Raw genomic sequence first — 23865 nt, 5'->3', positions numbered from 1 at the left:
GGCTGCTATCTGGCAGCATTGATAAAGCAAACGGCGGCAGAATTTCTGCCGCCGTTTGTATTTGAATAGGCCGATGATCGGTGGATCAGGCCGCCGTTTCGGGCAACTTGACCCAGTCGGGAACCTTGACCGAAATTTTGGCATCCCCCGCCGTCAGCTCGGCATCATCGCCAATCCGTTCGAGCCGGATCAGGGCAAGACCCGCATTGCCATGGATGCTGCGGATGGTGCCGGCTTCCTTGTCGCCATTCATGATCAGGGTGCCGATTTCCGGTGCCGGGCCGGTGATCGTGATCGGTAGCAAGCGTTTGCGAACCAGCCCGCGATATTTGGTGCGTGCGGTCAGTTCCTGCCCCATATAGCAGCCCTTTTTGAAATCGACGCCGCCCAGTTCCTCAAACCCGTTTTCAAGCAGGATGGCGCGGTCGATTTCCATTTCCTCGCTGCCATTGGGCAGGCCCAGCAGCACGCGATGCTGGTGATAGGTGCTTTCATCGCTTTCGGTGGCACCGATGGCCGCCATTTGTGCCAGTTCGTTTTTTGGCAGCAACACACGCGCACCCATCGCACTCAGCCGCGGATCAACGGCCTTGATCCCGTCGGCAAACGGTGCCGTGGCACCCGGCGTATCGGGCAGATCAAGTGCGCTCAGGGCACCATCGCCGAAAACGGCCACAACGTCATAGCTTTCGGTGACGTCGGTCAGTTCCGCCTTGGCGCGCAATTTATACATGCGCAGCTTTTTGAACAGCTCGGCCGCGCGCGCACCGTCTTCGCCACGTTCGCATTCAATCAGAAGGCTGTCTTCATCCTGCTGATAGACAAAGAAATCGAACAGGAACTTGCCCTGCGGCGACAAAAGCGCGCCATAGCCGGAATGATCAGCCGTGATTTTTTCGATATTGTTCGACACCAGCCCCTGAAGGAAGCTGACGCGATCAGGCCCGCTGACCCGGATCACGGCCCGGTCAGGCAGGGGGGCGTATAAAGTCTCACTCATGATTCTTATGGCTCCGGTTTATCGGAATTGTTGGCCGAAATGTGGGGCAATGACCGGGATTTGGCAAGGGGTGGTTTGGCAAAGGCAAAAGCAACCCACCACAAGAAAAGCCTTCATAAATCGCGCGGGAACCGATAGAACGCAATGTATGAAAATATTGATGCTCGACCGTTCCATCGGCTTTGATCCCAAGGATCGCGAAGCCCGCCCGCTGGGGTCTCGCCAACGCGGATTTATCGCGCTGGCCGAGGCCCTTGTTGCCCGTGGCCACAAGGTTGAAGCCCGCCGGAACGGTGGCATTGACCTTGATTATCATGGCGTTGCCTGGCGACAGCTTGACAGCGCCATGCCGCCCTTTGGCGGGGATCCGGTGGATCGGGTTCTGGTGTGGCGCGATGCGGAATTGCTGCGTCATCCGTCAATCCCCGAAGGTAGCGATTGCTGGCTTTGGTTTGATGGCATGGCATCCGATCTGAATGCGGATAAGGCGCGTCTGGCATTGCTTGAAACCGGCGCGCAGGTGATTTTCACCCACGAGGATCAGGGCAGGGCATTTGATGGCGATACCGCCAAACGCCCGATTGTGATCGCACCGGGCGCGTGCCCGGCCTTTGCCATGGCATCAAACATGCACTGGGCATTCGAAAGCCGCGAAGACCTTGCCGTGACGGTCGCCAACAGCAAAACCGGCATTGCCCAGATCATCCGCATCTGGTCGGCTTATGTCGTACCTAAGGTGCCCGGTGCCATGCTGGAAATTTATGCTGCCGACCTGTTTTCGGCGATGGCCGGCGAAAATGACGAGGTTTCCGAAGAACTCGTCGATATGGTGCGTGATAACATCGACAAGGGTGTACGCGTTTGCCACCCGATGCCCGAGGCCGACATGGCCGAACGTATCGCAACCGCGCGGGCGTTTCTGCATCACGGAAAATACGGCAATGATCAGGTCGGCCAATGGATTTACGATGCGCTGGCCGCGGCAACCCCGGTTGTGTCCTTTGGCGGCATTGCCAAGACGCGGGTTGAAAACGGCAAGACCGGCTATATCGTTCCCGATGAAACCGCCTATGGCAATCTGGTGATGCAGTTGCTGGCAGACCGGCAGATTTTTGCCAGCCAGTCCGAAGCGGCGCGCAACAGCCGCCGCGAATGGCTTAACGTCGCTGGCGAGCTGGAGAAACTTTAAACCGTGCGTTTGCTGTTCATCACCTCGAACCGGCTGGGCGATGCCGTTCTTTCGACATCGGTACTGCGTCACTATGTCGAAACATATCCCGGCATCAGGGTGACAGTCGCCTGCGGCCCGGTTGCCGCCCCGATTTTTGAAGCGGTGCCGGGACTTGAACGCATCATCGAAATGCCAAAGCAGAAACGCGGCGGCCATTGGTGGAAGCTTTGGAAATCGGTCGCGTTTCGCTGGTGGGACATCATCGTCGATCTGCGCGGCAGTGCAACGGCATATGTGCTTCCGGGCTGGAAACGTGTGGTGCTCAAGGGCAACGATGACAGTGTCCACCGGGTGGAACAGCTTGCACGTCTTATCGGTGTTGATCCGGCTCCTGAACCGTTTGTCTGGGTCGGGCCCGAACATGAACAACGTGCGGCAAAGATACTGCCTGTCGATGAGCGCCCGCTTCTGGTGGTTGGACCAAGTACCAACTGGATAGGAAAAACCTGGCGTCCCGAACGCTTCGCCGAAACAATTGCGCGCCTGCGGGCGGTTGGCGGTGTGCTTGAAGATGCCCACGTTCTGCTGGTTGGCGCACCGAATGAACGCGAGGCATCCGAACCGGTGATTGCATCGATACCGGAAAACAGGCGAACCGAGATTTTTGGCAGCGAACATCTTTTGACGGTCATGGCCTGTCTGCGCCGCGCGGACCTGTATGTTGGAAATGACTCAGGTCTTATGCATATGGCGGCGGCGTCGGGCAAACCGACAATAGGATTGTTTGGTCCATCGCGTGATGAACATTACCGTCCTTTTGCGAAGTGGGGACGAGCGGTTCGTACCGATTGGTCCTATGACAAAATTATCGAAAATCGTTCCAGCCCGTTATCCAAAGAGGTCTTGATGGATACATTGCCTGTGGACAAGGTTGTGTCAGCGGCAGAAACGCTTCTACGAGACTACCGGATAGAGGAAAAGCATCATGGCTGATGAAATGCCCCGTCTTTCAGTTGTTATGTGTGCGCATAACGAGGAAGAACGCCTGCCATCCTGTTTGGCACACCTCACCTTTGCCGATGAAGTTATTGTTCTATGCGATAAATGTACGGATCGCACGGAAGAAATCGCGCGCGAGTTTGGCGCAAAAACGATTGTAGGCAGCTGGGATATCGAGGGCGAGCGTCGCAATCGGGCGATTGCCGAGGCTACCGGCGACTGGATTTTCGAAGTCGATGCCGACGAGCATGTAAACGAAGAACTCGCTAAATCTATTCGCAAGGCCATGGAAACAAACGAGTTTGATCGCTTTGTTATCCCGGTTGATAACTATGTTGGTCGCCGTCTGGTTCGTTATGGGTGGGGGGCATCATTCGGAACGTCGGCTGTATGGCGCCTGTTCCGGAAAGGGCATAAACAATGGGGTCCCCAACGGGTTCATCCATCTATCGAATTGTTGGGGCGTCCGGGGCCCAAGCTTGATGGTGCTCTTTTACATTATGTCGACAGAAACATTTCGGACATGATCAAAAGACTGAACAGCTATAGTTCAGCCCGCGCTGCGGATTTGCGCGCAAGTGGAAACATTGGAAGCTTTGCAAACAATTTCCGCCGCATCTTTTCCCGGTTCTTTCGCTGTTATGTGTCCCGCAAGGGATACAAGGAAGGAGGAATGGGGTTCCTTATCGCGCTGTTTGCTGCTTTGTTCCCCATGCTCTCTTACCTGAAAGCACGCTATGACGACGAGTAAATCGTCAAATTGACAAACAACTGATACTTAAACTGGTACTATTGCCGTTTGGTCGGGAACAAATCACACGCTGGCGCATTTGCTTTGCATGTGACTTTTGTTCCAACTGCGTTCGGACCAGACCGATGATCCGTACTGATAATATGACAATGATAATTGTTTTGTTGTTTGCCGTTGCCATTGCCTGGCTTCAGGTGTCGGTGGGGGACCAGCAGGCCCGCGCCATGCTTGTACCGGTTCCCGATTACGGAAGCGGCCTTGAAGTATATGCCATCCGACATAATCCGTCACAGGCAGCGTCTTGCGGCAGCATGTGCGGAGCATTTGATCTGACCAGGACCGCCGGGGTCGAAGGTGGCTATATGCAGGCAAGTCTTCCGGGGCGCGTTACACGTCGCTGACATTCTCCCCACAAGCTGTCAGAATGGATTGTGTAACGGGTCATTTTCCGGAGTATCCCATGGCCAAGGCATCCGTCTGGGCGATCATTCCCAATCTTTTACGCAGCCTGTTTCGGCCCGATGTGCCGATACGCAGCAAGATTTTGCTGGTAATGGGGATTGTCTATCTCGTCAGTCCGATTGATCTTTTGCCCGATGTTATTGCCGGGATCGGCTGGATTGATGATCTGATTATCGTGCCGTTGCTCGGTTGGCTTTCCTATCGCAGTTTGCCGCCATCCATAAAGCAAGGCATGGCAACCGATAGTCCCGACAGTGCCGATAATCCCGCAACCTCGCGCAAATGGCTTTATCTGGTGGTTCTGATCGTTGTCGTTATTGCTATCGGAATGCTGACAGGGCCCGATGAATCATTCCTGAAAAATCCATCCGGCGGGTGAAAGCAAAGCACCCTCCTTGCGTCTTTGACAGTCTTTGCCATCGAGCCGTAAGCTTCTTTCCTGATCACGAACGAAAACGGGGAAGCAACCATGAAAAAGGCATTCCGCGGACTGGTTTTAACCCAGCAGGATAAAACGGTTCAGGCCGGTTTCCAGGATATCGCGATTGATGACCTGCCTGAGGGCGAGGTTCTTGTCCGGGTCGACTGGTCGACCCTGAATTACAAGGACGGCATGATTCTGAACGGGCTTGGCCGCCTTGTCCGGCAATACCCGCATGTGCCCGGTGTCGATTTTGCGGGCGAAGTGATTTCATCGGATGATCCGCGTTATGCGCCCGGCGATCAGGTCATCCTGACCGGATGGCGGGTCGGCGAATCCCGTTGGGGCGGCTATGCCCAGTATGCACGCGTCAAAGCCGATTGGCTGGTACCAATGCCGGGCGGACTTGATGGCGCACACGCCATGGCGATTGGCACTGCGGGCTTTACATCCATGCTGGCGGTCATGGCACTGGAAGAACAGGGGCTGCCCCCCGATCAGGATGGCGAAGTCCTTGTGACCGGGGCAGCCGGTGGGGTCGGGTCTGTCGCGGTCAGTCTTCTTGCCAGTCTTGGCTATCGGGTTGCTGCCTCCACCGGGCGGGCCGATACGCATGATTATCTGCGCACGCTTGGGGCGCGAACGATTATTGATCGATCAGAACTGACAGACACAAGCAAACCGTTACTGAGTGAACGCTGGGTCGGGGCGATTGACAGTGTCGGCAGCACAACGCTGGCCCATGTCCTGTCCGAGATGAAATATCATGGTGTCGTTGCCGCCTGCGGGTTGGCCGGCGGTCCTGATTTGCCCGGAACGGTCATTCCCTTCCTGTTGCGCGGCGTGCGGCTGATCGGGATTGATTCGGTCCTGTGTCCCTATGATAAACGCGTCACAGCCTGGGAAAGACTGGCAAAGGAGCTGCCAATGGCACAACTGGATGCGGTAACAACCAAAGTTGCCCTTCGCGATATCCTGCCCTGGAGCGAGAAAATCCTCAAAGGACAGGTGCGCGGGCGGTTGCTGATTGATGTGCAGGATTGCTAGTCAGACCAAATATATGCAGAATCAGCGTGATCTGGCCCGTTGCCCCTTTTGTGTCGGCGGTGCCCGCCAAAATGCTGAAATGAATGGGCCCAGCCTTATGAGCGAAAACCGGTTTCGTATCCTTCTGGTCGAAGATAATCCCGGCGATGCTTTTCTTGTAAAAACATTGCTGGAGGAAACCGGCGAACAGTTCAAGATCGAACATCGTCCCGATCTCGCATCAGCCATGACCTTGCTAAATGGCACCGGCCCTGATGGGCAGTTTGACGTTGTCCTGCTCGATCTGACCCTGCCCGATTCATCTGGGGTCGAGACCATTCGGCGCATTCGCAGTTGTACCAACAGTGCCCCGGTCGTTGTCCTGACCGGGCATAAGGACGAGGAACTGGCGTTTGAAGCCCTTCAGCACGGTGCAGAAGATTACCTGACCAAGGAATTCCCCGATGGCAGGACCATTCGCCGCTCCATCCGTTATGCGATTGAACGTTCGCGCGCTGAACAGGCATTAAAGGAAAGCGAGGAACGGTATCGCAAGCTGGTGGAGCTTGCCCCTGAACTGATTTCCGTGCTGAGCGGCGAAGAGATCGCCTATATCAATCAGCAGGGTGTAGCCATTCTGCATGGCAATGACAGTTCGGAACTGGTTGGGCGCAGCTTTATGGAGATGGTCCATCCCGATAGCCGGGAAATCATGGGCGAATATATCGCACGTTACGCCGGTGGTTATGCCGGGCGGGCCGATTTCGTGATCATGTGCCGTCGCGGCGACGGGGAGAATGTCGAACTTGAAGTATCCGCCATCGCCTTCACCCATGAAGGCGCACCGGCGATGCTGATGCTTGCCGAGGATGTGACCGAAAAGCGTAAAATCGAACGGCAACTGGTGCAAACCTCCAAACTGGCGACCCTTGGCGAGATGGCCGCATCCGTCGCCCATGAGATGAACCAGCCGCTTAATGTGATCCGGATGGCTGCGGATACCTGTGCGCTTCAATATGAGCTTGAAAAGGTTCAGCCTTCTTTCCAGAAGGAACGGTTGTCGCTGATCAGCGGCCAGACCCGGCGGATGGCCGAAATCATTCGCCATTTGCAGATTTACAGTCGTCCGGACGAGGATGATTTCGAGCTTTTCGATCCGATGCGGGCGGTCAGCCGTGCGGTGGACATGGTTGAACATGATTGTCGACTGGCGGGTATTGTCGTCGATGTTGTTCCCTCTGCACAAAATTGTCAGGTGCTTGGCCGGCAGGTGCAGCTAGAACAGGTTCTGGTCAATATGCTGACCAATGCACGTGATGCGATCACCGAAAATGGCGATGATACCGGCGGCATTGGCGGGTTGATCCGGTTAACCGCGATGCTGGATGCCGATCAGGAAGTGCTGCGGATTGCCATTAACGACAATGGTGGCGGTGTTCCCGAAGATGCCATCGGCCTTGTTTTCCACCCGTTCTTTACCACCAAGGATGTCGGCAAGGGTACGGGGCTCGGCCTTTCGGTCAGTTATGGCATTGTCGAGGGAATGGGCGGGCATATCGATGTCCGCAATGAAGGGGACGGTGCCTGTTTCGAGATTGTCCTGCCTGCTGTCCATATCGGCGAAAGTACCGGGGATGAGGGGGGGGCGTCCGATGATGCGCCGTTACTGCCGCAACAGCAGAAAATCCCCGAAACAAAATCCCGCAATTTACGGATCATGGTTGTCGATGACGAAATCGATGCCATGGAAATCATTGCGGCCTATCTCGAAGCGCAGGGATTTTCGGTTTCTGCGGCCAGCGACGGCGAGGATGCCCTCGCACTCGCGGGTGTTGTGCAACCCGATATCCTGATTACCGATATCCGGATGCCGCAAATGGATGGCAACAGTCTGGTTCGGGCGTTGCGCGAACGCAATCCTGCCTTGCCAGTGATCGTCATGACCGGCCATCCGGGGGATGCCGACCGGCCGGTCGAGGATGGCGACGACGCGCCCGTCATGGTGATGTCAAAGCCGCTTGATCTGAAGGAACTTCTGGCAACCCTTGACGAAATATCCGAGGTATTTGCGGGCTGAAACAAAAAACCCGGCCAGCGGCCGGGTTTTTGAAGCTCTGACGTCTGAAGCTTAAGCTTCCCAGCCAAGCTGCATGGCGATTTTTACGGCCTGTGTGCGGTTCGCCGCACCCAGCTTTTTGAAAATGCCGGTCAGATGGACCTTTACGGTAATTTCGCGCACGGTCAGTTGCTTGGCAATTTCCTTGTTCGACAGGCCTTTGGTCAGCAGGGCCAGAACTTCGCGTTCGCGATTGGTCAGTTGACGCAGGGGATTATCCGGTGCAAGCCCATCAAGATCAATCTCACCCGGGCGCGTATTGCTGCCGTCATCTTCCAGAAGTGCCGACGGAATGTATTTTTCCCCCGACATGATCAGGCGAAGCGCATTGATCAACGACTTTCCGGACAGCGTTTTGGGCAGATAGCCCGATGCGCCATGTTCAAGCGCATTCAGGACGTCACTACGCTTGACCGAGCCCGACAGGATGACAACAGGGATTTCCGGATGCTTCTGGCGCATCACGGTCAGGCCGGAAAGACCGTTCATACCCGGCATGTTAAGGTCAAGGATCGTCAACTCGACCGGAGTGTCGCCATCAACAATTGAAAGGGCCTCGGCAAAATCCTTCGCCTGGGCAATTTCGACTTCTGGGGCTGCTGTTTTCAGAAAGGATGTGATCCCGTCTCTGACGAGGTCATGGTCGTCCGCTAGCAGGATATTCATGTTATTGTGCCGTACCCGTTTCTGTCGGTATCCCGCAAAAGGCGGTACCGGAATCGCGCCCCGCACCCAAAAAGACGGGACAGCGCAAAGTTGTCATCTTCCAAATTCGCGTCCCCCCGGACGCGAGCGCAGCATTAAATAATTCTGATGTCCTGTCAAACTGCAGGATGGTTTTTAGAGGGTAATACTATCCGTGAGAATAGTATGCGTTGAGGGGAATTAAAATTCTTATCGCATATTGCATAGTAAAACCGGCTTCTAATCTATATCGCCTTATCCCGGGGATCAGGCATAAATCGAAAAAATGTCGTTCGCGTCGTTTTTTGAGGTTCCGTAACCGGGGATCGGTTTAGGTTCATCATGATCTGTCGTTGCCCGTTGCAGACTGGCCTGCCTGAATGCCGACATGTCCGCCCCCGACGGCGCATTTGGCGCAAGGGCCGCATTCTGAAGTGTCGCCAGCGCCCTGTCCGTGTCTTCCGCACTGCCCGACAGGCTCACGCCGACATCGACATGACCGCCAATGGCATATGCTTTGCCGTCCGGCCCGATCTGATATTCATATTGCGGGGCAGAGCCATAAGGCCCTGCTGCGGCAGCGTGCGCTTTTTCTTCCTGCTTTACAGCTGAATCGCGGGCTTGCAATCGTGCAATGTCGGCTTTTTCCGCGGCACTCAGATCCGCCGGGTTCTTTGGTCCGGTGCTATTGCTTTCTGCCTGTTCATCGCTTGCTTCACGTGCCGCGCGATACTCGCTACGGCTGACGCCGCTGGCAACAGCCTGCGCCTCGGTCAGTGTTCTGGGATCGACGATACGGGTGCGAAGCCCCGAACCGGCTTCTCCTGCAATGCCATAGGGGGCGTTTGATGACGCCGTTTGTGTACCCGGTTTAACCTCGATCGCTTCATATTCGGCCAATACACTGCCATCGGCAGTTTGTGCAATCTCCCTGACATTCAGGACGATGCCCAATCCACCGCTGGCCGGGTTGCTTATGGTTTGGCCGGTCGTAATCATCGGATCGAAATGGTTTTCCGTGGCGATACAGAATCGATACTTAAGGATAGCAGGAAAATTTGCAGGAGTCTCGCCCGGTGTCTATCCTTTGGCAGCCTTCATGAAGCATGCTGTCTTGCGTGCCAAACTATAGGCTGTTACAGGAAAGTCTGGATTTTGGATGCCCCCAATTCTTGGGCAATAGCCTTTCAAGACAGGAAAACTGATCGTGATGTCCGACTTTGTCATTCCCGCAAATGAAACGGTTCTGGTTACCGGGGCTGCCGGTTTTATCGGATCGCATCTTTGCCAGAAACTGCTGGATCAGGGCAGCACCGTAATCGGGCTTGATAACGTCAACGATTATTATGACGTCACGCTGAAAGAAGCCCGTCTTGCACGGCTTGAGGGGCGTGACGGTTTCAAATTTGTCCGTATGAACCTCGAAGACCGCGAAGGCATCGCTGATCTGTTCGCAACCGAAAAGCCCGCCTATGTCATCAACCTTGCCGCACAGGCCGGGGTGCGTTATTCGCTCGAAAATCCGCATGCCTATATTGATGCCAACCTGGTTGGTTTTACCAATATCCTTGAAGGCTGCCGCCATAACGGTGTGAAGCATCTGGTCTATGCGTCAAGCAGTTCGGTTTACGGCATGAATACCGAAATGCCGTTTTCGGTGCATCACAATGTCGATCACCCGATCAGCCTGTATGCGGCGTCAAAAAAAGCCAACGAACTGATGGCGCATACCTACAGCCACCTTTACCGGTTGCCGACCACGGGCCTTCGTTTCTTTACGGTTTATGGTCCATGGGGGCGCCCGGATATGGCGCTGTTCCTGTTTACCAAGGCCATTCTGGAAGGCCGTCCGATTGACGTCTTTAACGAAGGTAAAATGCGCCGCGATTTCACCTATATCGACGATATCGTCGAAGGTGTTTATCGTTGCATTTCAACCATCGCATCCCCCAATCCCGACTGGAACCCGGCCAAACCGGACCCGGCAACCAGTTCCGCCCCGTATCGCGTGTTCAATATCGGCAACAACAATCCGGTCGAACTGATGCATATGATCGGAACCCTTGAAAAGGCACTGGGCAAAACGGCCGAGAAAAACATGCTGCCGATGCAGGCGGGCGATGTTCCGGCGACCTATGCCGATGTCGACGCCCTGACCGATGCCGTCGGTTTCAAGCCGGAAACCTCGATTGAAACGGGGATTGGCCGCTTTGTCGAGTGGTACCAGACCTTTTATCGATAATTTAAATTGGCAGTTTTTAGCGTTTTTGAGATGTGAACGGAAAGTTCCACTTTTGTGAAAGTCATGAACGATCCGTCTTAAATATTTTTAGTAGTTGGCTAAGGAGCAGTTGGGGTTGGTTTTATAATTTCAATCTCAGGAAAATAGCCTACATAATCTGAGGGATTAGTGGTTAGAAGTGGGATTCCCTCAGTTTCTGCAATTGCTCCAATTGTGTAGTCTGGCAGGACCCCCAATTTGGGGCCGTGGTTTTCTTGTTTGTAACGCTTAAAAGCTCGTCCAGCTCTGAAGAGTGATTTGTTTGAAGAGGGAATTCGATCTATACCTAATCGGTATATGGCGGTATCCATCGCTTCCTGACTCTCCATGCCTACTGAGGCTTCACAATAAACAATATCAGAAATAAGCATAGGGCCTTCAGTTTTGAGTTCGTCAAACTTCTCTAAAGCCCACCTATGGAAATAATTATTGTCGTCGAGCATTGCAATGAGAATATTTGTGTCAAGTAAAGTCGTCATTCATCGCCTCTAGTAATGCGCAATAACTCTTCAATACTCATTGTTGGGCGAATGCCATGTTCATGTAATATAGCAAGAGCGGAGGTTGTCTGTCCCCTAATGAAATCTGCTGCTTGCAGATCCTCCATATCGTCAGGAGATATAACTTCAAAGCCTGCGCTTTTCGCTAAGTCTGTGCAGATAGGTGGGATACTCTTGAGAATTCTAGGGTTTGTCAGGTGTATTGCCCCGCGAGGCCTTGGATCATTTACACGAGTTGGTTGGAATTCTTGTAAGTATGTTCTGAGTCGGTTTTCTACAGAGGGCTCTGACAAACGATCCCTGCCGCCAAGAGCTGCATAGAGCCGGACAAGATGCTTGGTTGCGAGTTTTTTTTCTATATTGTCACCACCTGTAAGCTCGAAAAATTTGCTGTGGGCTAGCAAGCTTGAATATTCCGAGTTTTGATATGTGCGACCATCAATCAATGCGTCTTCCAAAATACGGTCTAGTGCCAGAAATAGGCAGTCTACCCACCATCTCCCCGGTCGTTTATCTCCAAAATCCTGTATTCTACCTATGTGCAGTAAAAAATTCAGATTGGTCGCAAGCTTGCGTGTCGTTTCTGCTTGATAGCGCGGGTCATTCGCAACAAAATTTTGAATGTCATTTGCATTAACCTTGCTTGCGTTCCACCCAAATAAGGGGCTGATACGTTCTCGTACATACGCATTTGCCCACATTGCGGGGTGACGTTGAAAGGAACTAGCCCCTTTCCACTTGCCCGCGTAGCTGAATAAAAATGCGAATAATGCAACTTTATCGAAGGCTGCAGAGTGTTCCCATGATAACGCTTGGAACGCCAGCTCATCGGCGCAAATCATGTCCTCGCCGTCAATGTTCCTATTAAACAAGAAGAAATTTATCGGAATGTATTCTGTGTGTCCGCTTCTCTTGATGCGTTCGCGGAATAATTGTCGCGGCACATCTTCCAGAACTCCATTAAAGCCTGTTTGAATTACGGAATGCAGTTCCACAAGACCGTTTTTGTTTCGGCCCCATGAGAAATTCTTTGTGAAACTTCCGGGTTTCCAAACCTCGCTCACGAAGTCCTCCAAACGAAAAAAGCGGTCGCTATCGACCGCTTCTATGAAACAATATTTCTGATGATTAAATCAAGGGGTTATCACTCTGCCGGAGCAGTTGTCAAAGACGAGTTGTATGCGTAGGTTTTCCAAGTTGGTTTATAGTCGTCTTCGGCCTGATTGCCCCAAACCGTCCATCCCTTACGACGCCCTCGGCCAAATAGTTCGAGAAAAGGACCCCATGAACAGGCTTCGATAATGTCATATTGTTCATCGGGTTTTCTAGAGTGTTCACGTTTGCGTGTTTTCAGAAGGTCCCCTTGGGGGGCTATCTTTGTCTCGCTTGGTTCCGGTGCTGAAATAAAGTTTACTTGTGATCGTCCTGGCGAGAGAGTTCTTACGCTTTTTCCGCGGGTGCCAAAGAGTAGAATCTCTGTGACATTTCGAAAGTAAAACCCAACACCTCTACCATCAGGGCCTCCGTCCTTGCGAACCTTCTCCCATACAATATGAGATTTATACTCAAATCCCCAAGATTGAAGGACTTGAAGGCCTTGAGGTAATAGTGCGTTTGGTACCCATAGGTAACAATGAGCACGGTCTTCAAGATGTTCCGTGACGGGGAGATTGCAGATATCCGAGAGCTCCATGGTTGGGTAGCGAGCAAGCCTTTTGTGCTCGGGAGCAATCTTTCCGGTTCGGTTTTGGAAGCGCCAAGGAGGGTCTGCCATAATTGTTCCGAATTTTTGACCATTCAAAAATGATCGTAATTCGTCTTTAGCGGAAAGTTCTTGGTCTTTCATGCTGTCCCTTTGAACATGTTCGGTTCTTTCTCTCCAAACAAGCACAATATAAGGAGAAAATCTACGTTGGCTTAGGGAGTCTACCGAGTGATGTTCTCAATCGATTTCTCAATAAAGCCCTTAGAACACACATTGACATGACTGACAATTGGTAACGAGGGTGATGTAATGTTCTTTTTTTGTTCTAGCAGAGTTCATCGGGTTTTTCAATGCACGTCTAGTTTCGCTAAAGTGCATTGTAATGAAGGTCGGTTGGATAGTAGAAAGTCGATTTCGGGAAAATGGTGCTGCTGGGGAGATTTGAACTCCCGGCCTCTCCCTTACCAAGGGAGTGCTCTACCCCTGAGCTACAGCAGCCCTTTAAAAAGGCTGGTCGTCGGGCAATGGTGCTGCTGGGGAGATTTGAACTCCCGGCCTCTCCCTTACCAAGGGAGTGCTCTACCCCTGAGCTACAGCAGCATTGAGCCCTTGCGGTGCGGGCGGGTTATAGGCCACTGGCTGGCAATTGGTCAAGCCCGAATTATGCGAAGATTTTTGATCTTGGGCGGATGGTACGATTTTGTGGGTCAAGGCTGCATTCTGCCTCGGAATATTCTATAAAAGCCTGACCTTTGGAACCAGAAACGTATTGGCAAGATGACAGCACAGCAAAGCAAGCAATATCCCGCAACCAACGAAGAGCGCAAAAAACGCGAGGCCGAAGCCCTGCGTGCCAATCTGGCGCGCCGAAAACAGCAACAGCGTTCGCGCAAGACCGTGGAACAGGATACCGATGCCAACCAGCAGGGCAGCGGTTCGGACGGTTCGGGCAAGGATTAGTCCGCTTCCCACCGGTTTCGGAGCCCCGTTTCAAGAAAAATGCCAATTTGGCCCGGTTGCCCGCATCGCCCGGTTGATCTTGTGTGCCCCGCGCGGGTAAAACCAATGGCACAATGCCAATATGCAGAACAGGGGTGGCGATATGTCGGTAAGACCGGATCACTGGATACGCCAGATGGCGCAGGAAAAAGGCATGATCGAACCGTTTGTCGACGGTTTCAAACGCGATGGTGTCATTTCCTACGGGGTCAGTTCCTATGGTTATGACGCCCGGGTTGCCGACGAATTCAAGATTTTCACCAATGTCGACTCGGCCATTGTCGATCCCAAGGAATTTTCCGATGCAGGGTTCGTCAATCGCCAGACCGATGTCTGCGTGATCCCGCCCAACAGTTTCGCACTGGCGCGCACGGTCGAATATTTTCGCATTCCGCGCGATACGCTGGTGATCTGCCTTGGCAAATCGACCTATGCCCGCTGCGGCATCATCGTCAATGTCACCCCGCTGGAACCGGAATGGGAAGGGCATGTCACCCTTGAATTTTCCAATACCACGCCGCTTCCGGCCCGCATTTACGCCAACGAAGGGGCCTGCCAGTTCATTTTCCTGAAAGCCGAAAGCGAATGCGATACCTCCTATGCGGATCGCGCAGGAAAATATATGGGCCAAAAAGGTGTCACGCTGCCGCGTCTGTGATAAAGGCAATGCCACAAAGGCGGCATCGCCAGAGACACGAGTAACCGCCATGTCGCAACCGGCATGGTCATACGAGGATTGAATGGACAAGATCAAGATTTCCGGCGGCCGCCGGTTGCAGGGCAAAATCGCAATTGGCGGTGCCAAGAATGCGGCCCTTCCGCTGATGGCAGCAGCCCTTCTGACCGATGAAACGCTGACCCTTTCCAACCTGCCGCATCTGGCCGATATCACATCGATGGCCAATCTGTTGGGGCAACATGGTGTCGCGTTGCATCTGAACGGTCATGCGCCCAATGGCGGGCATACCGGTCGCGTTCTGGAAATGACCGCCAGGGAAATCGCATCGACGACCGCACCCTATGATCTGGTCCGCAAAATGCGGGCATCGGTTCTGGTGCTGGGGCCGCTGGTGGCGCGGTGTGGTGTGGCACGTGTGTCGCTGCCCGGTGGCTGCGCCATCGGCAACCGTCCGGTTGACCTGCATCTGAAGGCGCTTGAAGCCATGGGCGCTGAAATCCACCTGACAGAGGGCTATATCGAAGCCCGCGCCCCCGAAGGGCTTAAGGGCGGGCATGTCCTGTTCCCGCAGGTATCCGTCGGCGCGACCGAAAACGCCCTGATGGCGGCATCCCTTGCTGATGGTGTGGTCACAATCGCCAATGCGGCGCGCGAACCCGAAGTCACCGATCTGGCCCATTGCCTTGTCGCGATGGGGGCCGAGATCGAAGGCATCGGCACCGATACGCTGAAAGTCACCGGCAAGCCACGCCTGCACGGGGCGGAATATTCCGTGGTGCCCGATCGTATCGAAACCGGCACCTATGCCATTGCAGCCGCCATTACCGGGGGCGAGATCGAACTGGTCGGTACCAAAGCCGAACTGGTCGAAAGCCTGATCGTGTCGATGCGCAAGGCCGGGGTCGAGATCGAGGAAACCAAAGACGGCATGATCGTGCGCGGCAATCGCGCCGCCCTTAAGGGGGTTGACGTCATGACCGAACCCTATCCCGGCTTCCCGACCGATATGCAGGCGCAATTCATGGCCCTGATGGCAGTCGCCAATGGCGCATCCATGATCACCGAAACGATTTTTGAAAACCGTTTCATGCATGTCCCGGAACTGAGCCGCATGGGCGCTGATGTCAATGTGCATGGCCGGTCCGCCATCGTGCGCGGCAGTGCCAAATTGTCGGGGGCCGAGGTGATGGCGACCGATCTGCGCGCATCGGTATCCATGGTACTTGCAGGCTTGGCAGCCGAGGGCGAGACGATTATTAACCGTGTCTATCATCTCGACCGCGGTTATGAACGGCTGGAAGAAAAACTTGGCGCCTGCGGGGCGCAGATCGAACGTGTCCGTGTCCCTGCTTAAATCGCAGGGATCATTGGCCTTTGGGCCACGGCGACAGACAAACGCGTAAGGCGACTGATTGATGAGTGACGAAAAGCTGGTGCTGGCCCTGCCAAAGGGGCGCATTCTTGACGAGGTAATGCCGCTGGTGCGTGCCGCCGGGATCGAACCGGAAGCCGCATTTGACGATCCGAAATCCCGGGCCCTGCGTTTCGCCACCAATCATCCGCATATCGATATCATTCGTGTGCGCAGCTTCGACGTCGCCACCTTCGTTGCCTTTGGCGCGGCCCATATCGGGGTCTGCGGCAATGATGTTCTGATGGAATTCGATTATTCCGAAATTTACGCCCCGCTTGATCTGGATATCGGGCATTGCCGCCTTGCCGTGGCCGAACCCGAAGAAATGATCGACGGCGATGATCCGTCGCGCTGGTCGCATGTCCGTGTCGCCACCAAATATCCCAACGTCACCCGCAACCATTTTGCCGCGCGCGGCGTTCAGGCCGAATGCATCAAGCTGAACGGGGCGATGGAACTGGCACCGACCCTTGGCCTGTGCCGTCGTATCGTTGACCTTGTATCGACCGGCAACACGCTCAAGGCCAACGGGCTTCGCGAAATCGAACATATTGCCGATGTTACCTCGCGCCTGATCGTCAACCGGGCGGCGCTCAAGACCCGCCCGACCGATGTTCAGCCCTGGATCGACCGTTTTTCCGAGGTGCGCAATGCCGATTAAACTCTCGATCACGGATGCCGATTTCGAAGACGGCTTTGTAAAACTTCTGGGCATGAAGCGGGAATCGGATGCCGATGTTGATGCCGCGGTTGCCAATATCATTGCCGATGTCCGCGCACGCGGTGACGCGGCGGTATGTGACTATACCAACCGGTTTGATCGCCTGAATATCGATGCCAGCGGCATGGTGGTAACAAGGGACGAAGTCGATGCTGCGGTTGCCGCAATCGATGCCGATCTTCTGAAATCGCTGGAACTGGCCGCAGAACGCATTCGGTCCTATCACGACCGCCAAATGCCCTCTGACGAACGTTATACCGATGCGACCGGGGTCGAACTCGGCTGGCGCTGGCGTCCGGTGTCGGCAGCCGGTCTTTATGTGCCCGGTGGGCTGGCATCCTATCCGTCGTCCGTCCTGATGAATGCGATCCCGGCCAAGGTTGCCGGTGTGGCGCGCCTCGTGATGGTGGTGCCGACCCCAGATAATAAAATGAACCCGCTGGTTCTGGCCGCCGCGCGCATTGCCGGGGTGGATGAAATTTACCGTATCGGCGGGGCACAGGCGATTGCCGCCCTTGCCTATGGGACGGAAACCATCAAGCCGGTCGACAAGATCGTCGGTCCGGGCAATGCCTTTGTCGCTGCCGCAAAGCGCCGCGTTTTCGGGCAGGTCGGGATTGACATGATTGCCGGCCCGTCGGAAATCCTTGTGGTTGCCGATGGCAGCAATGATCCGAGCTGGGTCGCGGCCGATCTGCTGTCGCAGGCCGAACATGATCCGGTCGCGCAATCAATCCTGATTACCGATGATGCGGCATTTGCCGACCGTGTTCAGGACGCCATTGATGCCCATCTTGAAAAACTGCCGCGTGCGGAAATCGCCGGGGCAAGCTGGCGCGACTTTGGTGCAATTGTCTTGGTGGAAAATCTGACGCAGGCTCCGGCTTTGGTTGACCGGATTGCACCGGAACATCTTGAACTGGCTGTTGATGACCCGGACGCGCTTGCCGAAGACATTCATCATGCCGGTGCCATTTTCCTTGGCCGTTACACGCCCGAGGCGATTGGCGATTATGTTGCCGGGCCGAACCACGTTCTGCCAACCGCCCGTTCGGCGCGTTTCTCGTCGGGTCTGGGTGTGCTTGATTTCATCAAGCGGTCGTCATTGATCAAATGCACGCCTGAAAGTCTGGCCAAGATCGGCCCGGCGGCGATTGCACTGGCCGAAAGCGAAGGTTTGCAGGCACACGGACTTTCTGTGGCGATCCGGTCCAACCGCATGTAAGCTGTTGCAGTGCAGCGCCGAGGGATCGCAGGGAGACTAAGATGGCAGAAATTGCAGATAACCAATGCATTGCCGGTATCTATCTCGACGAGAAATACAAGGTGCGTCGCCGCCCCGAGGTCGAGCACGAGCAGGCGGTGGCCATCTATGACCTTCTCGAAGAAAACCATTTCGCGCCAAAAGGCGGCTTCGAAGGGCCGTATTCGGTTCACATGCGCATCGAGGACAACCGCATCTATATGGATGTGCGCGGCGATGACGATACCGAAAATCTGACAACCATTGTCGTGCCGTTAACGCCGTTCCGCCGGATCGTGAAGGATTACTTCATGATCTGCGAAAGCTATTACGACGCGATCAAAAAGGCGAGCGCAGCACAGATCGAAACCATCGATATGGCCCGTCGCGGTCTGCATAACGAAGGATCGGAACAGCTTCGCGAACTGCTGTCGGAAAAGGTGACGATTGATGAAAACACTGCGCGTCGCCTGTTTACCCTGATCTGTGTCCTTCATATCCGGGGTTAAGGCACGGTGGCAGAAGAACTTCCCGGTTCGGTTCTTTTTGCCTGTAGCTTCAACGCTGTAAGATCCGTGATGGCGGCTGCAATCATGCGCCATTATCACGGAACAAAGGTATATGTTGAAAGCTGCGGCTTGCGCGCCGGTGATCTTGACGGCTTTGCCGTCGCGGTCATGGAAGAAATCGGGCTGGATATCTCGAACTATAAATCCAAGACATTTGACGAACTTGAAGACGGATTTTTCGATCTGATCATCACCCTGTCGCCCGAGGCCCAGCACAGGGCGGTTGAAATGACCCGCACCATGGCCTGTGATGTCGAATTCTGGAATACCTTCGACGCCACAATTGTCGAAGGTTCGCGTGAAGTCCGCCTTGAAGCTTACCGTCAGGTCCGTGATCAGATCAAAAAACGCATTCTTGAACGCTTCCCGCTTGATCCGGCCCCCAAAGTCTAGCCGTCAATCAGCGCGTCAAACGCATCCCCGTCCAGAACGTATATTCTTTCATCATGGGCATGACGCATGCCCATACGGGTATAAAACCGCTGCCCGACGATGTTTTCGGCATCAACCGACAGACGGATATAATGCTGGCCACGTGTTCGGGCGCGTTCGGCAACCTTTGCGATCAGATGCCGGGCAAAACCGCCGCCACGATATTCCGGGGCGACAAACAGGTCCTGAATATAAATCCCCGCCTTGCCGCGAAAGGTCGAATAGCTCGGAAAATAAAGGCACAGCCCGACCGGCACATCACCATCATGCGCAATCAACGCTTCAAACGCCGGGTGGGGGCCAAAGCCATCGCGCGCCAGATCTTCCGCTGTGCTTTTGAACTTGTCCTCGCACCCGGTGGCACGGGCAATTTCAAACAGCATGGCATGAATGTCGTCAACATCCTGCGCGGATGCGATCCTGATCTGGGGCGGGTTTAAGGGCATCGGGTGGTTGGCAGACATAATCAAAGGTCCTTGATGGGGGCTTTGAGACCATAAAGGGGATCGGTCATGGGAAACAACATGATTTCCCGGTGCAGGTTTATGCCGTCATGCAGGGCATGAACGAAATGCAGTGCAGGGCCGCTTTGTCCCTTGCGTGAAAGGGCTTGACCTTTTTGCGCGTTCGGAGCAGTTTGCGGGCCACCGGTAGTTGGTATTGCAATACGAAAGCTAGGAGTCTCATGGCTAAAGAAGACGTTATCGAGTTTCAGGGCACCGTTGTCGAACTTTTGCCCAATGCGATGTTTCGCGTGAAGCTGGACAATGATCACGAAATTCTTGCTCATACCTCGGGCAAGATGCGCAAGAACCGTATTCGTGTTCTTGCTGGTGACCGCGTCAGCGTCGAAATGACGCCTTATGACCTGACCAAGGGTCGTATTACCTTCCGTTTCAAGTAATCCGGAACCTGTAATACCGCAAAAATTGACGTTGCCGGGCGCGCAGTTTAGGTTTGCGCGCATGGTTGCGTTTTGCTGTGTCTACAACCCTTCTGGTTTGGCTTTGGATGTCTGTGGGGAGCCGCGACTTGTCGAAACTGATTTTGGCCTCTGCATCGCCGCGGCGTCTTGAGCTGCTGGCACAGATCGGAATTGTGCCGGATCAGGTTATCCCTGCTGATATCGACGAAACACCGCATGATGATGAAAGTCCGCGTCGGCTGGCACTCCGCCTGGCCGAGGAAAAGGCACGTGCGGTTGCCGCCGATCATGCGGGCGGCTTTGTTCTTGCCGCCGATACGGTTGTCGCCTGCGGCCGTCGGGCACTTGGCAAGGCATCCGATCATGCCGAGGCCCGCAAATTCCTGACATTGCTGTCTGGCCGTCGTCATCGTGTCTATGGCGGTCTTTGCGTGGTTGCGCCTGATGGTACGACCCGCTCGCGCGTGATCGAAACACAGGTGATTTTCCGCCGCCTTGGCGAAGACGATCTTGCGCGATACCTGGCCCACGATGAATGGCAGGGAAAGGCGGGTGCCTATGCCATTCAGGGATATGCCGCAACCTTCGTCAAAAGCATCACCGGGTCCTATTCCAACGTCGTTGGTCTTTCGCTGTGCGAGGTTGACGGCATGCTGCGCGGTCTTGGCTTCCGGCAGGGGGCATGATCATGGTGGCTGGCGGAACAGAAACGGACCGCCTGCTGATTGATGCCGTCGCATGCGAACGGCGCATTGCCCTGATCTGCAATGACAGGCTGTCGCGTCTATGGATTGATCGTGGTGGTCCGGCCCGGTTTGATATCCATCTGGGCCGTGTTTCGAAAATTCTTCCCGAAATGGCGGCGGCGATGGTGGCCCTTGATGGCGTTGCCGATGGCTTGTTGCCGTTTGATCGTGTGGATGGCCCGCTTCACGAAGGCCAATGGGTCATCGTGCAGATTTCCCGCCTCGGGTTCGAGGATAAAGGACCGAAGCTGACCGGTCGCATCGCGATAGAGGGGCTGGGCATGATCCTGCGCCCAGCCGAACGCCCGAACGAGCACAAGGCTGGCGGCTTGATCGAACTCCCCCGCAAGCTTAAGGACGAAACCCGCCGCGCGTCGCTTCTGTCCCTGTTCAAGGGGCTGATCACGCGCGAGGAAAGCATCACCCTGCGCAGTCTGGCAATCGATTGGGATGACGCCGCACTGACTGGCGAGCTCCGGCAACTTCGCACGGCCTGGGCACGGGCGCAGACCGCTCTGGCATCGCCGGCAAAACCGGTTCTGGTGTTCAAGGCATTATCTGATGCCGATCAGTTGATCGAACGTCATGTGATGGCGGGCCGGGAATGTATTGTTGATGGGGCGGACGAATTTGTTCGTCTGCGCGGCCTGTTACGCGCACGTGGTTTGGATGATGCGCATCTGATCCGTCATGACGGCGCGCGCCTGCTGTTTGATGATCAGGATATCGAGGACGATATCGCAACAGCCCTGCAACCGCGCGTACCGCTTCCGGGTGGTGGCTGGATCGCGGTTGAACAGACGACGGCACTCTGCACGATTGATGTGAACGCGGGCGGATCGGATGCCGATCATGATCAGGCTAGACGCGCCGAACAGGTCAATCTGCGCGCGGCGTCCGAGATCGTTCGCCAATTGCAGTTGCGCAATATTGGCGGTCTGGTGGTGATTGATCCGCTTCGCATGGCGGGCAAGGCATCGCGCGACAGGTTCGAAGTCGCCCTTCGCGATGCCTTTGGCCCGGAAATGAACGGGGCGGTCCAGTTTGGCGGGTTTACGCGGCTGGGCCTGTTCGAACTGACCCGGCAGCGCGGCGGCATTGCCCTTGCCGAACTGATGCAGGCATCGCAACCCGATCCTGTACCGACACGGGCGGCGGCATTGAATGCGGTCCTGCGTTCTGTGACTCGCGATCTGCGGGCCGGGCAGGCGGGACGTTACCGTCTTCATCTCGCCCCGGAAATTGTGACGGCCCTTGCGCCGGGAAGCCTTGGGCAACAAATACTCGAACGTGTGATGGGAATGGCGCCGGAACTGGCTGCCGACAAAACCCTGTCGCGCGCAGACTACAGGCTGGAGAAACTCTGATATGAGCGAAAAAAACACAGTTAAAACAGCAGGCTCGGGCTGTGCCATGTGCGGCAAGCCGGTGGTGGAAAAATACAAGCCTTTCTGCTCGAAACGCTGTGCCGATCTCGACCTCGGCAAATGGCTGAATGAAAGCTATGCCGTCCCGGTGACCGAACCGCCGGAGTATCTTGAAGACCTTGAAGATGAAGAAGATTTTCGCGCATAAAAAAAATGCGATTTGAGGCTGGACAAGCCCCAAAGGAGTTTGTATAACCCCGCTCGTTCCGCAGGGAACGCTCCGGAAACGGAGACGCCCAGAGAATGCCCGGGTAGCTCAGTTGGTAGAGCAGTGGACTGAAAATCCGCGTGTCGGTGGTTCGAATCCGCCCCCGGGCACCATCTAGGTCGCCCAAAAATCACCCGGCCACTGGCCGGGTTTTTTGTGCCTGAAATTTCAGTAAAATTGAATATGATCCCTCAATACCTGCAATGGTTGCAGTTCGTTGCCCTGCGCGACATAATCACGGTTCAACAGGATGAACCCGGATCGTGCAAAGGGATAACCCGATGGGCCAACGGACACGCATTGCAACGATGATGATGGTTTCGGGTTTGTTGGCGACGGCCATTTCACCCGTTGCCGATGCCTGCACGCGGGCCGTCTATCACGGGGCGGATAACGATGTGATCACCGCGCGTTCCATGGACTGGAAATCCGATATTGCCACCAATCTATGGATTTTCCCGCGCGGTATGGAACGGAATGGCGAAGCCGGGCCGAATTCCCTCAAATGGGTTTCCAGATACGGTAGCGTCATCGCCAGCGCCTATGACATCGCCACGACGGACGGCCTGAACGAAGCCGGATTGTCGGCCAATGTGCTTTGGCTGGTCGAGTCCGAATATCCGCCCTATGACGGCACAAAGCCGGGTCTTTCGATTGCGGCCTGGGCGCAATATGTGCTCGATAATTTCGCGACGGTGTCTGACGCTGTTGCGGCACTCGCCCGGGAACCCTTTGTCGTCGTCACCGACCAGATGCCGGGTGAAAACCGGCTTGCGACCCTGCATCTCTCGATCTCGGATGCCACGGGTGACAGCGCGATTATCGAATATATCGACGGCAAACAGGTCATTCATCATGACCGCGATTATCAGGTCATGACAAACTCGCCGATTTTCGAACATCAGCTTGCGCAGAATGCCTATTGGAAGCAGGTCGGCGGAACCGTGATGCTGCCCGGCACCAACCGGTCTGCCGACCGGTTTGCCCGTGCCGCGTTCTATATCAACGCAATCCCGAAGGACGAGGACCCGGTCGTCGCCCTTGCAAGTGTGTTCAGCGTCATCCGCAATGTCTCGGTGCCCTTTGGCATTTCAACACCAAACGAACCCAACATTTCCTCCACCCGCTGGCGCACGGTCGCCGATCACAAACGGATGCTTTACTTCTTTGAATCGGCCCTGACCCCGAACACCTTCTGGGTCGATCTCAAGAATATCGATTTCAGCGCGGAAACCGGCGCGGTGAAAAAGCTCGACCTCGGGCCGGATCAACGCAATGTCTATGCCGGGGATGCCGCCCCTTCCTTCGAGGAAGAAAAGCCGTTCAGGTTTCAGGGGCTCGCAGACTGAGCACGCCTGAAACCTGTTCCCGAAAAGGGGCTTAAAT

The 23865-nt window shown here is 55.0% G+C and carries 27 protein-coding genes and 3 tRNA genes; 21 read left to right on the top strand and 9 right to left on the bottom strand.

The window, feature by feature from the left end:
* Positions 1-85: 85 nt before the first annotated feature.
* Positions 86-1000 (bottom strand): YgfZ/GcvT domain-containing protein, encoded by a 915-nt coding sequence (locus LG297_RS15540; RefSeq protein ID WP_404421810.1) that lies wholly within the window; start codon positions 998-1000, stop codon positions 86-88.
* Between the two features lie 160 nt (positions 1001-1160).
* Here LG297_RS15540 and LG297_RS15535 point away from each other — a divergent pair, with 160 nt between their 5' ends.
* From LG297_RS15535 to LG297_RS15505, 7 genes are all read left to right on the top strand, one after another.
* Positions 1161-2189, top strand: a complete 1029-nt coding sequence (locus LG297_RS15535) for a glycosyltransferase (protein WP_404421808.1) — start codon at positions 1161-1163, stop codon at positions 2187-2189.
* A 3-nt stretch (positions 2190-2192) separates the two neighbouring features.
* A complete protein-coding gene (locus tag LG297_RS15530; protein WP_404421806.1) occupies positions 2193-3164 on the top strand; it encodes a glycosyltransferase family 9 protein in 972 nt (323 codons plus the stop codon).
* Positions 3157-3921, top strand: coding sequence for a glycosyltransferase family 2 protein (locus LG297_RS15525; protein ID WP_404421804.1), 765 nt, complete (start codon positions 3157-3159; stop codon positions 3919-3921). The genes LG297_RS15530 and LG297_RS15525 overlap by 8 nt, the downstream gene beginning before the upstream one ends.
* Positions 3922-4046: 125 nt before the next feature.
* Positions 4047-4322, top strand: coding sequence for a hypothetical protein (locus LG297_RS15520; RefSeq protein ID WP_404421802.1), 276 nt, complete (start codon positions 4047-4049; stop codon positions 4320-4322).
* A gap of 59 nt (positions 4323-4381) precedes the next feature.
* On the top strand, positions 4382-4762 hold the full coding sequence (locus LG297_RS15515) for a YkvA family protein (protein ID WP_404421800.1): 381 nt from the start codon (positions 4382-4384) through the stop codon (positions 4760-4762).
* 90 nt (positions 4763-4852) lie between these two features.
* Positions 4853-5851, top strand: coding sequence for an MDR family oxidoreductase (locus LG297_RS15510; RefSeq protein WP_404421798.1), 999 nt, complete (start codon positions 4853-4855; stop codon positions 5849-5851).
* Positions 5852-5930: 79 nt separating this feature from the next.
* Positions 5931-7907: a response regulator gene (locus LG297_RS15505; protein ID WP_404421796.1), complete on the top strand. Its 1977-nt coding sequence runs from the start codon at positions 5931-5933 to the stop codon at positions 7905-7907.
* Positions 7908-7958: 51 nt separating this feature from the next.
* Here LG297_RS15505 and LG297_RS15500 read toward each other — a convergent pair whose 3' ends face one another.
* Both LG297_RS15500 and LG297_RS15495 read right to left on the bottom strand, forming a co-directional pair.
* Complete coding sequence (locus tag LG297_RS15500; RefSeq protein WP_007092070.1) at positions 7959-8612, bottom strand: response regulator transcription factor; 654 nt, start codon at positions 8610-8612, stop codon at positions 7959-7961.
* Positions 8613-8897: 285 nt separating this feature from the next.
* Entirely contained in the window at positions 8898-9629 is a 732-nt protein-coding gene (locus LG297_RS15495) for a putative metalloprotease CJM1_0395 family protein (RefSeq protein ID WP_404421794.1), read from the bottom strand.
* Positions 9630-9840: 211 nt separating this feature from the next.
* Between LG297_RS15495 and LG297_RS15490 the strand changes: the two genes are divergently transcribed.
* Entirely contained in the window at positions 9841-10872 is a 1032-nt protein-coding gene (locus LG297_RS15490; protein WP_404421792.1) for an NAD-dependent epimerase, read from the top strand.
* A 98-nt stretch (positions 10873-10970) separates the two neighbouring features.
* Here the strand turns inward: LG297_RS15490 and LG297_RS15485 are convergent, their stop codons facing one another.
* The 5 genes from LG297_RS15485 to LG297_RS15465 form a co-directional block, all read right to left on the bottom strand.
* The gene (locus tag LG297_RS15485; RefSeq protein WP_404421790.1) at positions 10971-11390 is read right to left on the bottom strand and encodes a type II toxin-antitoxin system VapC family toxin; all 420 of its coding nucleotides are present in this window, start codon (positions 11388-11390) and stop codon (positions 10971-10973) included.
* Positions 11387-12475 carry a hypothetical protein gene (locus LG297_RS15480; RefSeq protein ID WP_404421788.1) on the bottom strand — a complete coding sequence of 363 codons (1089 nt, stop codon included), beginning with the start codon at positions 12473-12475 and terminating at the stop codon, positions 11387-11389. The genes LG297_RS15485 and LG297_RS15480 overlap by 4 nt, the downstream gene beginning before the upstream one ends.
* A gap of 80 nt (positions 12476-12555) precedes the next feature.
* Positions 12556-13257: an MT-A70 family methyltransferase gene (locus LG297_RS15475; RefSeq protein ID WP_404421786.1), complete on the bottom strand. Its 702-nt coding sequence runs from the start codon at positions 13255-13257 to the stop codon at positions 12556-12558.
* Positions 13258-13539: 282 nt separating this feature from the next.
* Positions 13540-13614 (bottom strand) — tRNA-Thr (locus LG297_RS15470).
* Between the two features lie 27 nt (positions 13615-13641).
* Positions 13642-13716: transfer RNA gene (locus LG297_RS15465), tRNA-Thr, on the bottom strand.
* A 177-nt stretch (positions 13717-13893) separates the two neighbouring features.
* On the opposite strand from LG297_RS15465, the gene LG297_RS15460 reads away from it, so the two are divergent.
* The 7 genes from LG297_RS15460 to LG297_RS15430 all read left to right on the top strand — a co-directional run bounded on the left by LG297_RS15460 (position 13894) and on the right by LG297_RS15430 (position 19134).
* Positions 13894-14076, top strand: coding sequence for a hypothetical protein (locus tag LG297_RS15460; RefSeq protein WP_404421784.1), 183 nt, complete (start codon positions 13894-13896; stop codon positions 14074-14076).
* 142 nt (positions 14077-14218) lie between these two features.
* Positions 14219-14773, top strand: a complete 555-nt coding sequence (gene dcd, locus LG297_RS15455) for a dCTP deaminase (protein WP_037989813.1) — start codon at positions 14219-14221, stop codon at positions 14771-14773.
* Positions 14774-14855: 82 nt separating this feature from the next.
* Complete coding sequence (murA, locus tag LG297_RS15450; RefSeq protein ID WP_404421782.1) at positions 14856-16148, top strand: UDP-N-acetylglucosamine 1-carboxyvinyltransferase; 1293 nt, start codon at positions 14856-14858, stop codon at positions 16146-16148.
* 61 nt (positions 16149-16209) lie between these two features.
* On the top strand, positions 16210-16869 hold the full coding sequence (gene hisG / locus LG297_RS15445; RefSeq protein WP_007092064.1) for an ATP phosphoribosyltransferase: 660 nt from the start codon (positions 16210-16212) through the stop codon (positions 16867-16869).
* Positions 16859-18154, top strand: a complete 1296-nt coding sequence (gene hisD / locus LG297_RS15440) for a histidinol dehydrogenase (RefSeq protein ID WP_404421779.1) — start codon at positions 16859-16861, stop codon at positions 18152-18154. The genes hisG and hisD overlap by 11 nt, the downstream gene beginning before the upstream one ends.
* A gap of 50 nt (positions 18155-18204) precedes the next feature.
* Positions 18205-18681: a UPF0262 family protein gene (locus LG297_RS15435; protein ID WP_167332761.1), complete on the top strand. Its 477-nt coding sequence runs from the start codon at positions 18205-18207 to the stop codon at positions 18679-18681.
* Positions 18682-18687: 6 nt separating this feature from the next.
* Complete coding sequence (locus LG297_RS15430; protein WP_404421777.1) at positions 18688-19134, top strand: arsenate reductase ArsC; 447 nt, start codon at positions 18688-18690, stop codon at positions 19132-19134.
* Here LG297_RS15430 and LG297_RS15425 read toward each other — a convergent pair.
* Positions 19131-19637 (bottom strand): GNAT family N-acetyltransferase, encoded by a 507-nt coding sequence (locus LG297_RS15425; RefSeq protein WP_404421775.1) that lies wholly within the window; start codon positions 19635-19637, stop codon positions 19131-19133. The genes LG297_RS15430 and LG297_RS15425 overlap by 4 nt on opposite strands.
* 221 nt (positions 19638-19858) lie before the next feature.
* Between LG297_RS15425 and infA the strand changes: the two genes are divergently transcribed.
* The 6 genes from infA (at position 19859) to LG297_RS15395 (ending at position 23828) form a co-directional block, all read left to right on the top strand.
* Entirely contained in the window at positions 19859-20077 is a 219-nt protein-coding gene (gene infA / locus LG297_RS15420) for a translation initiation factor IF-1 (protein ID WP_007092059.1), read from the top strand.
* Positions 20078-20205: 128 nt separating this feature from the next.
* Positions 20206-20784, top strand: coding sequence for a Maf family protein (locus LG297_RS15415; RefSeq protein WP_404421772.1), 579 nt, complete (start codon positions 20206-20208; stop codon positions 20782-20784).
* Positions 20785-20786: 2 nt separating this feature from the next.
* Entirely contained in the window at positions 20787-22211 is a 1425-nt protein-coding gene (locus LG297_RS15410; protein ID WP_404421770.1) for a ribonuclease E/G, read from the top strand.
* Between the two features lies 1 nt (position 22212).
* Complete coding sequence (locus LG297_RS15405) at positions 22213-22419, top strand: DNA gyrase inhibitor YacG (protein WP_404421768.1); 207 nt, start codon at positions 22213-22215, stop codon at positions 22417-22419.
* Positions 22420-22516: 97 nt separating this feature from the next.
* Positions 22517-22592, top strand: a tRNA-Phe gene (locus LG297_RS15400).
* Between the two features lie 168 nt (positions 22593-22760).
* Positions 22761-23828 carry a linear amide C-N hydrolase gene (locus LG297_RS15395; RefSeq protein WP_404421766.1) on the top strand — a complete coding sequence of 356 codons (1068 nt, stop codon included), beginning with the start codon at positions 22761-22763 and terminating at the stop codon, positions 23826-23828.
* Positions 23829-23865: the final 37 nt, after the last annotated feature.

Origin of the sequence: Thalassospira australica (assembly GCF_044790785.1) — a bacterium.
Lineage (GTDB): Bacteria > Pseudomonadota > Alphaproteobacteria > Rhodospirillales > Thalassospiraceae > Thalassospira > Thalassospira australica_A.
This window is presented reverse-complemented; position numbering and strand designations above follow the sequence as displayed.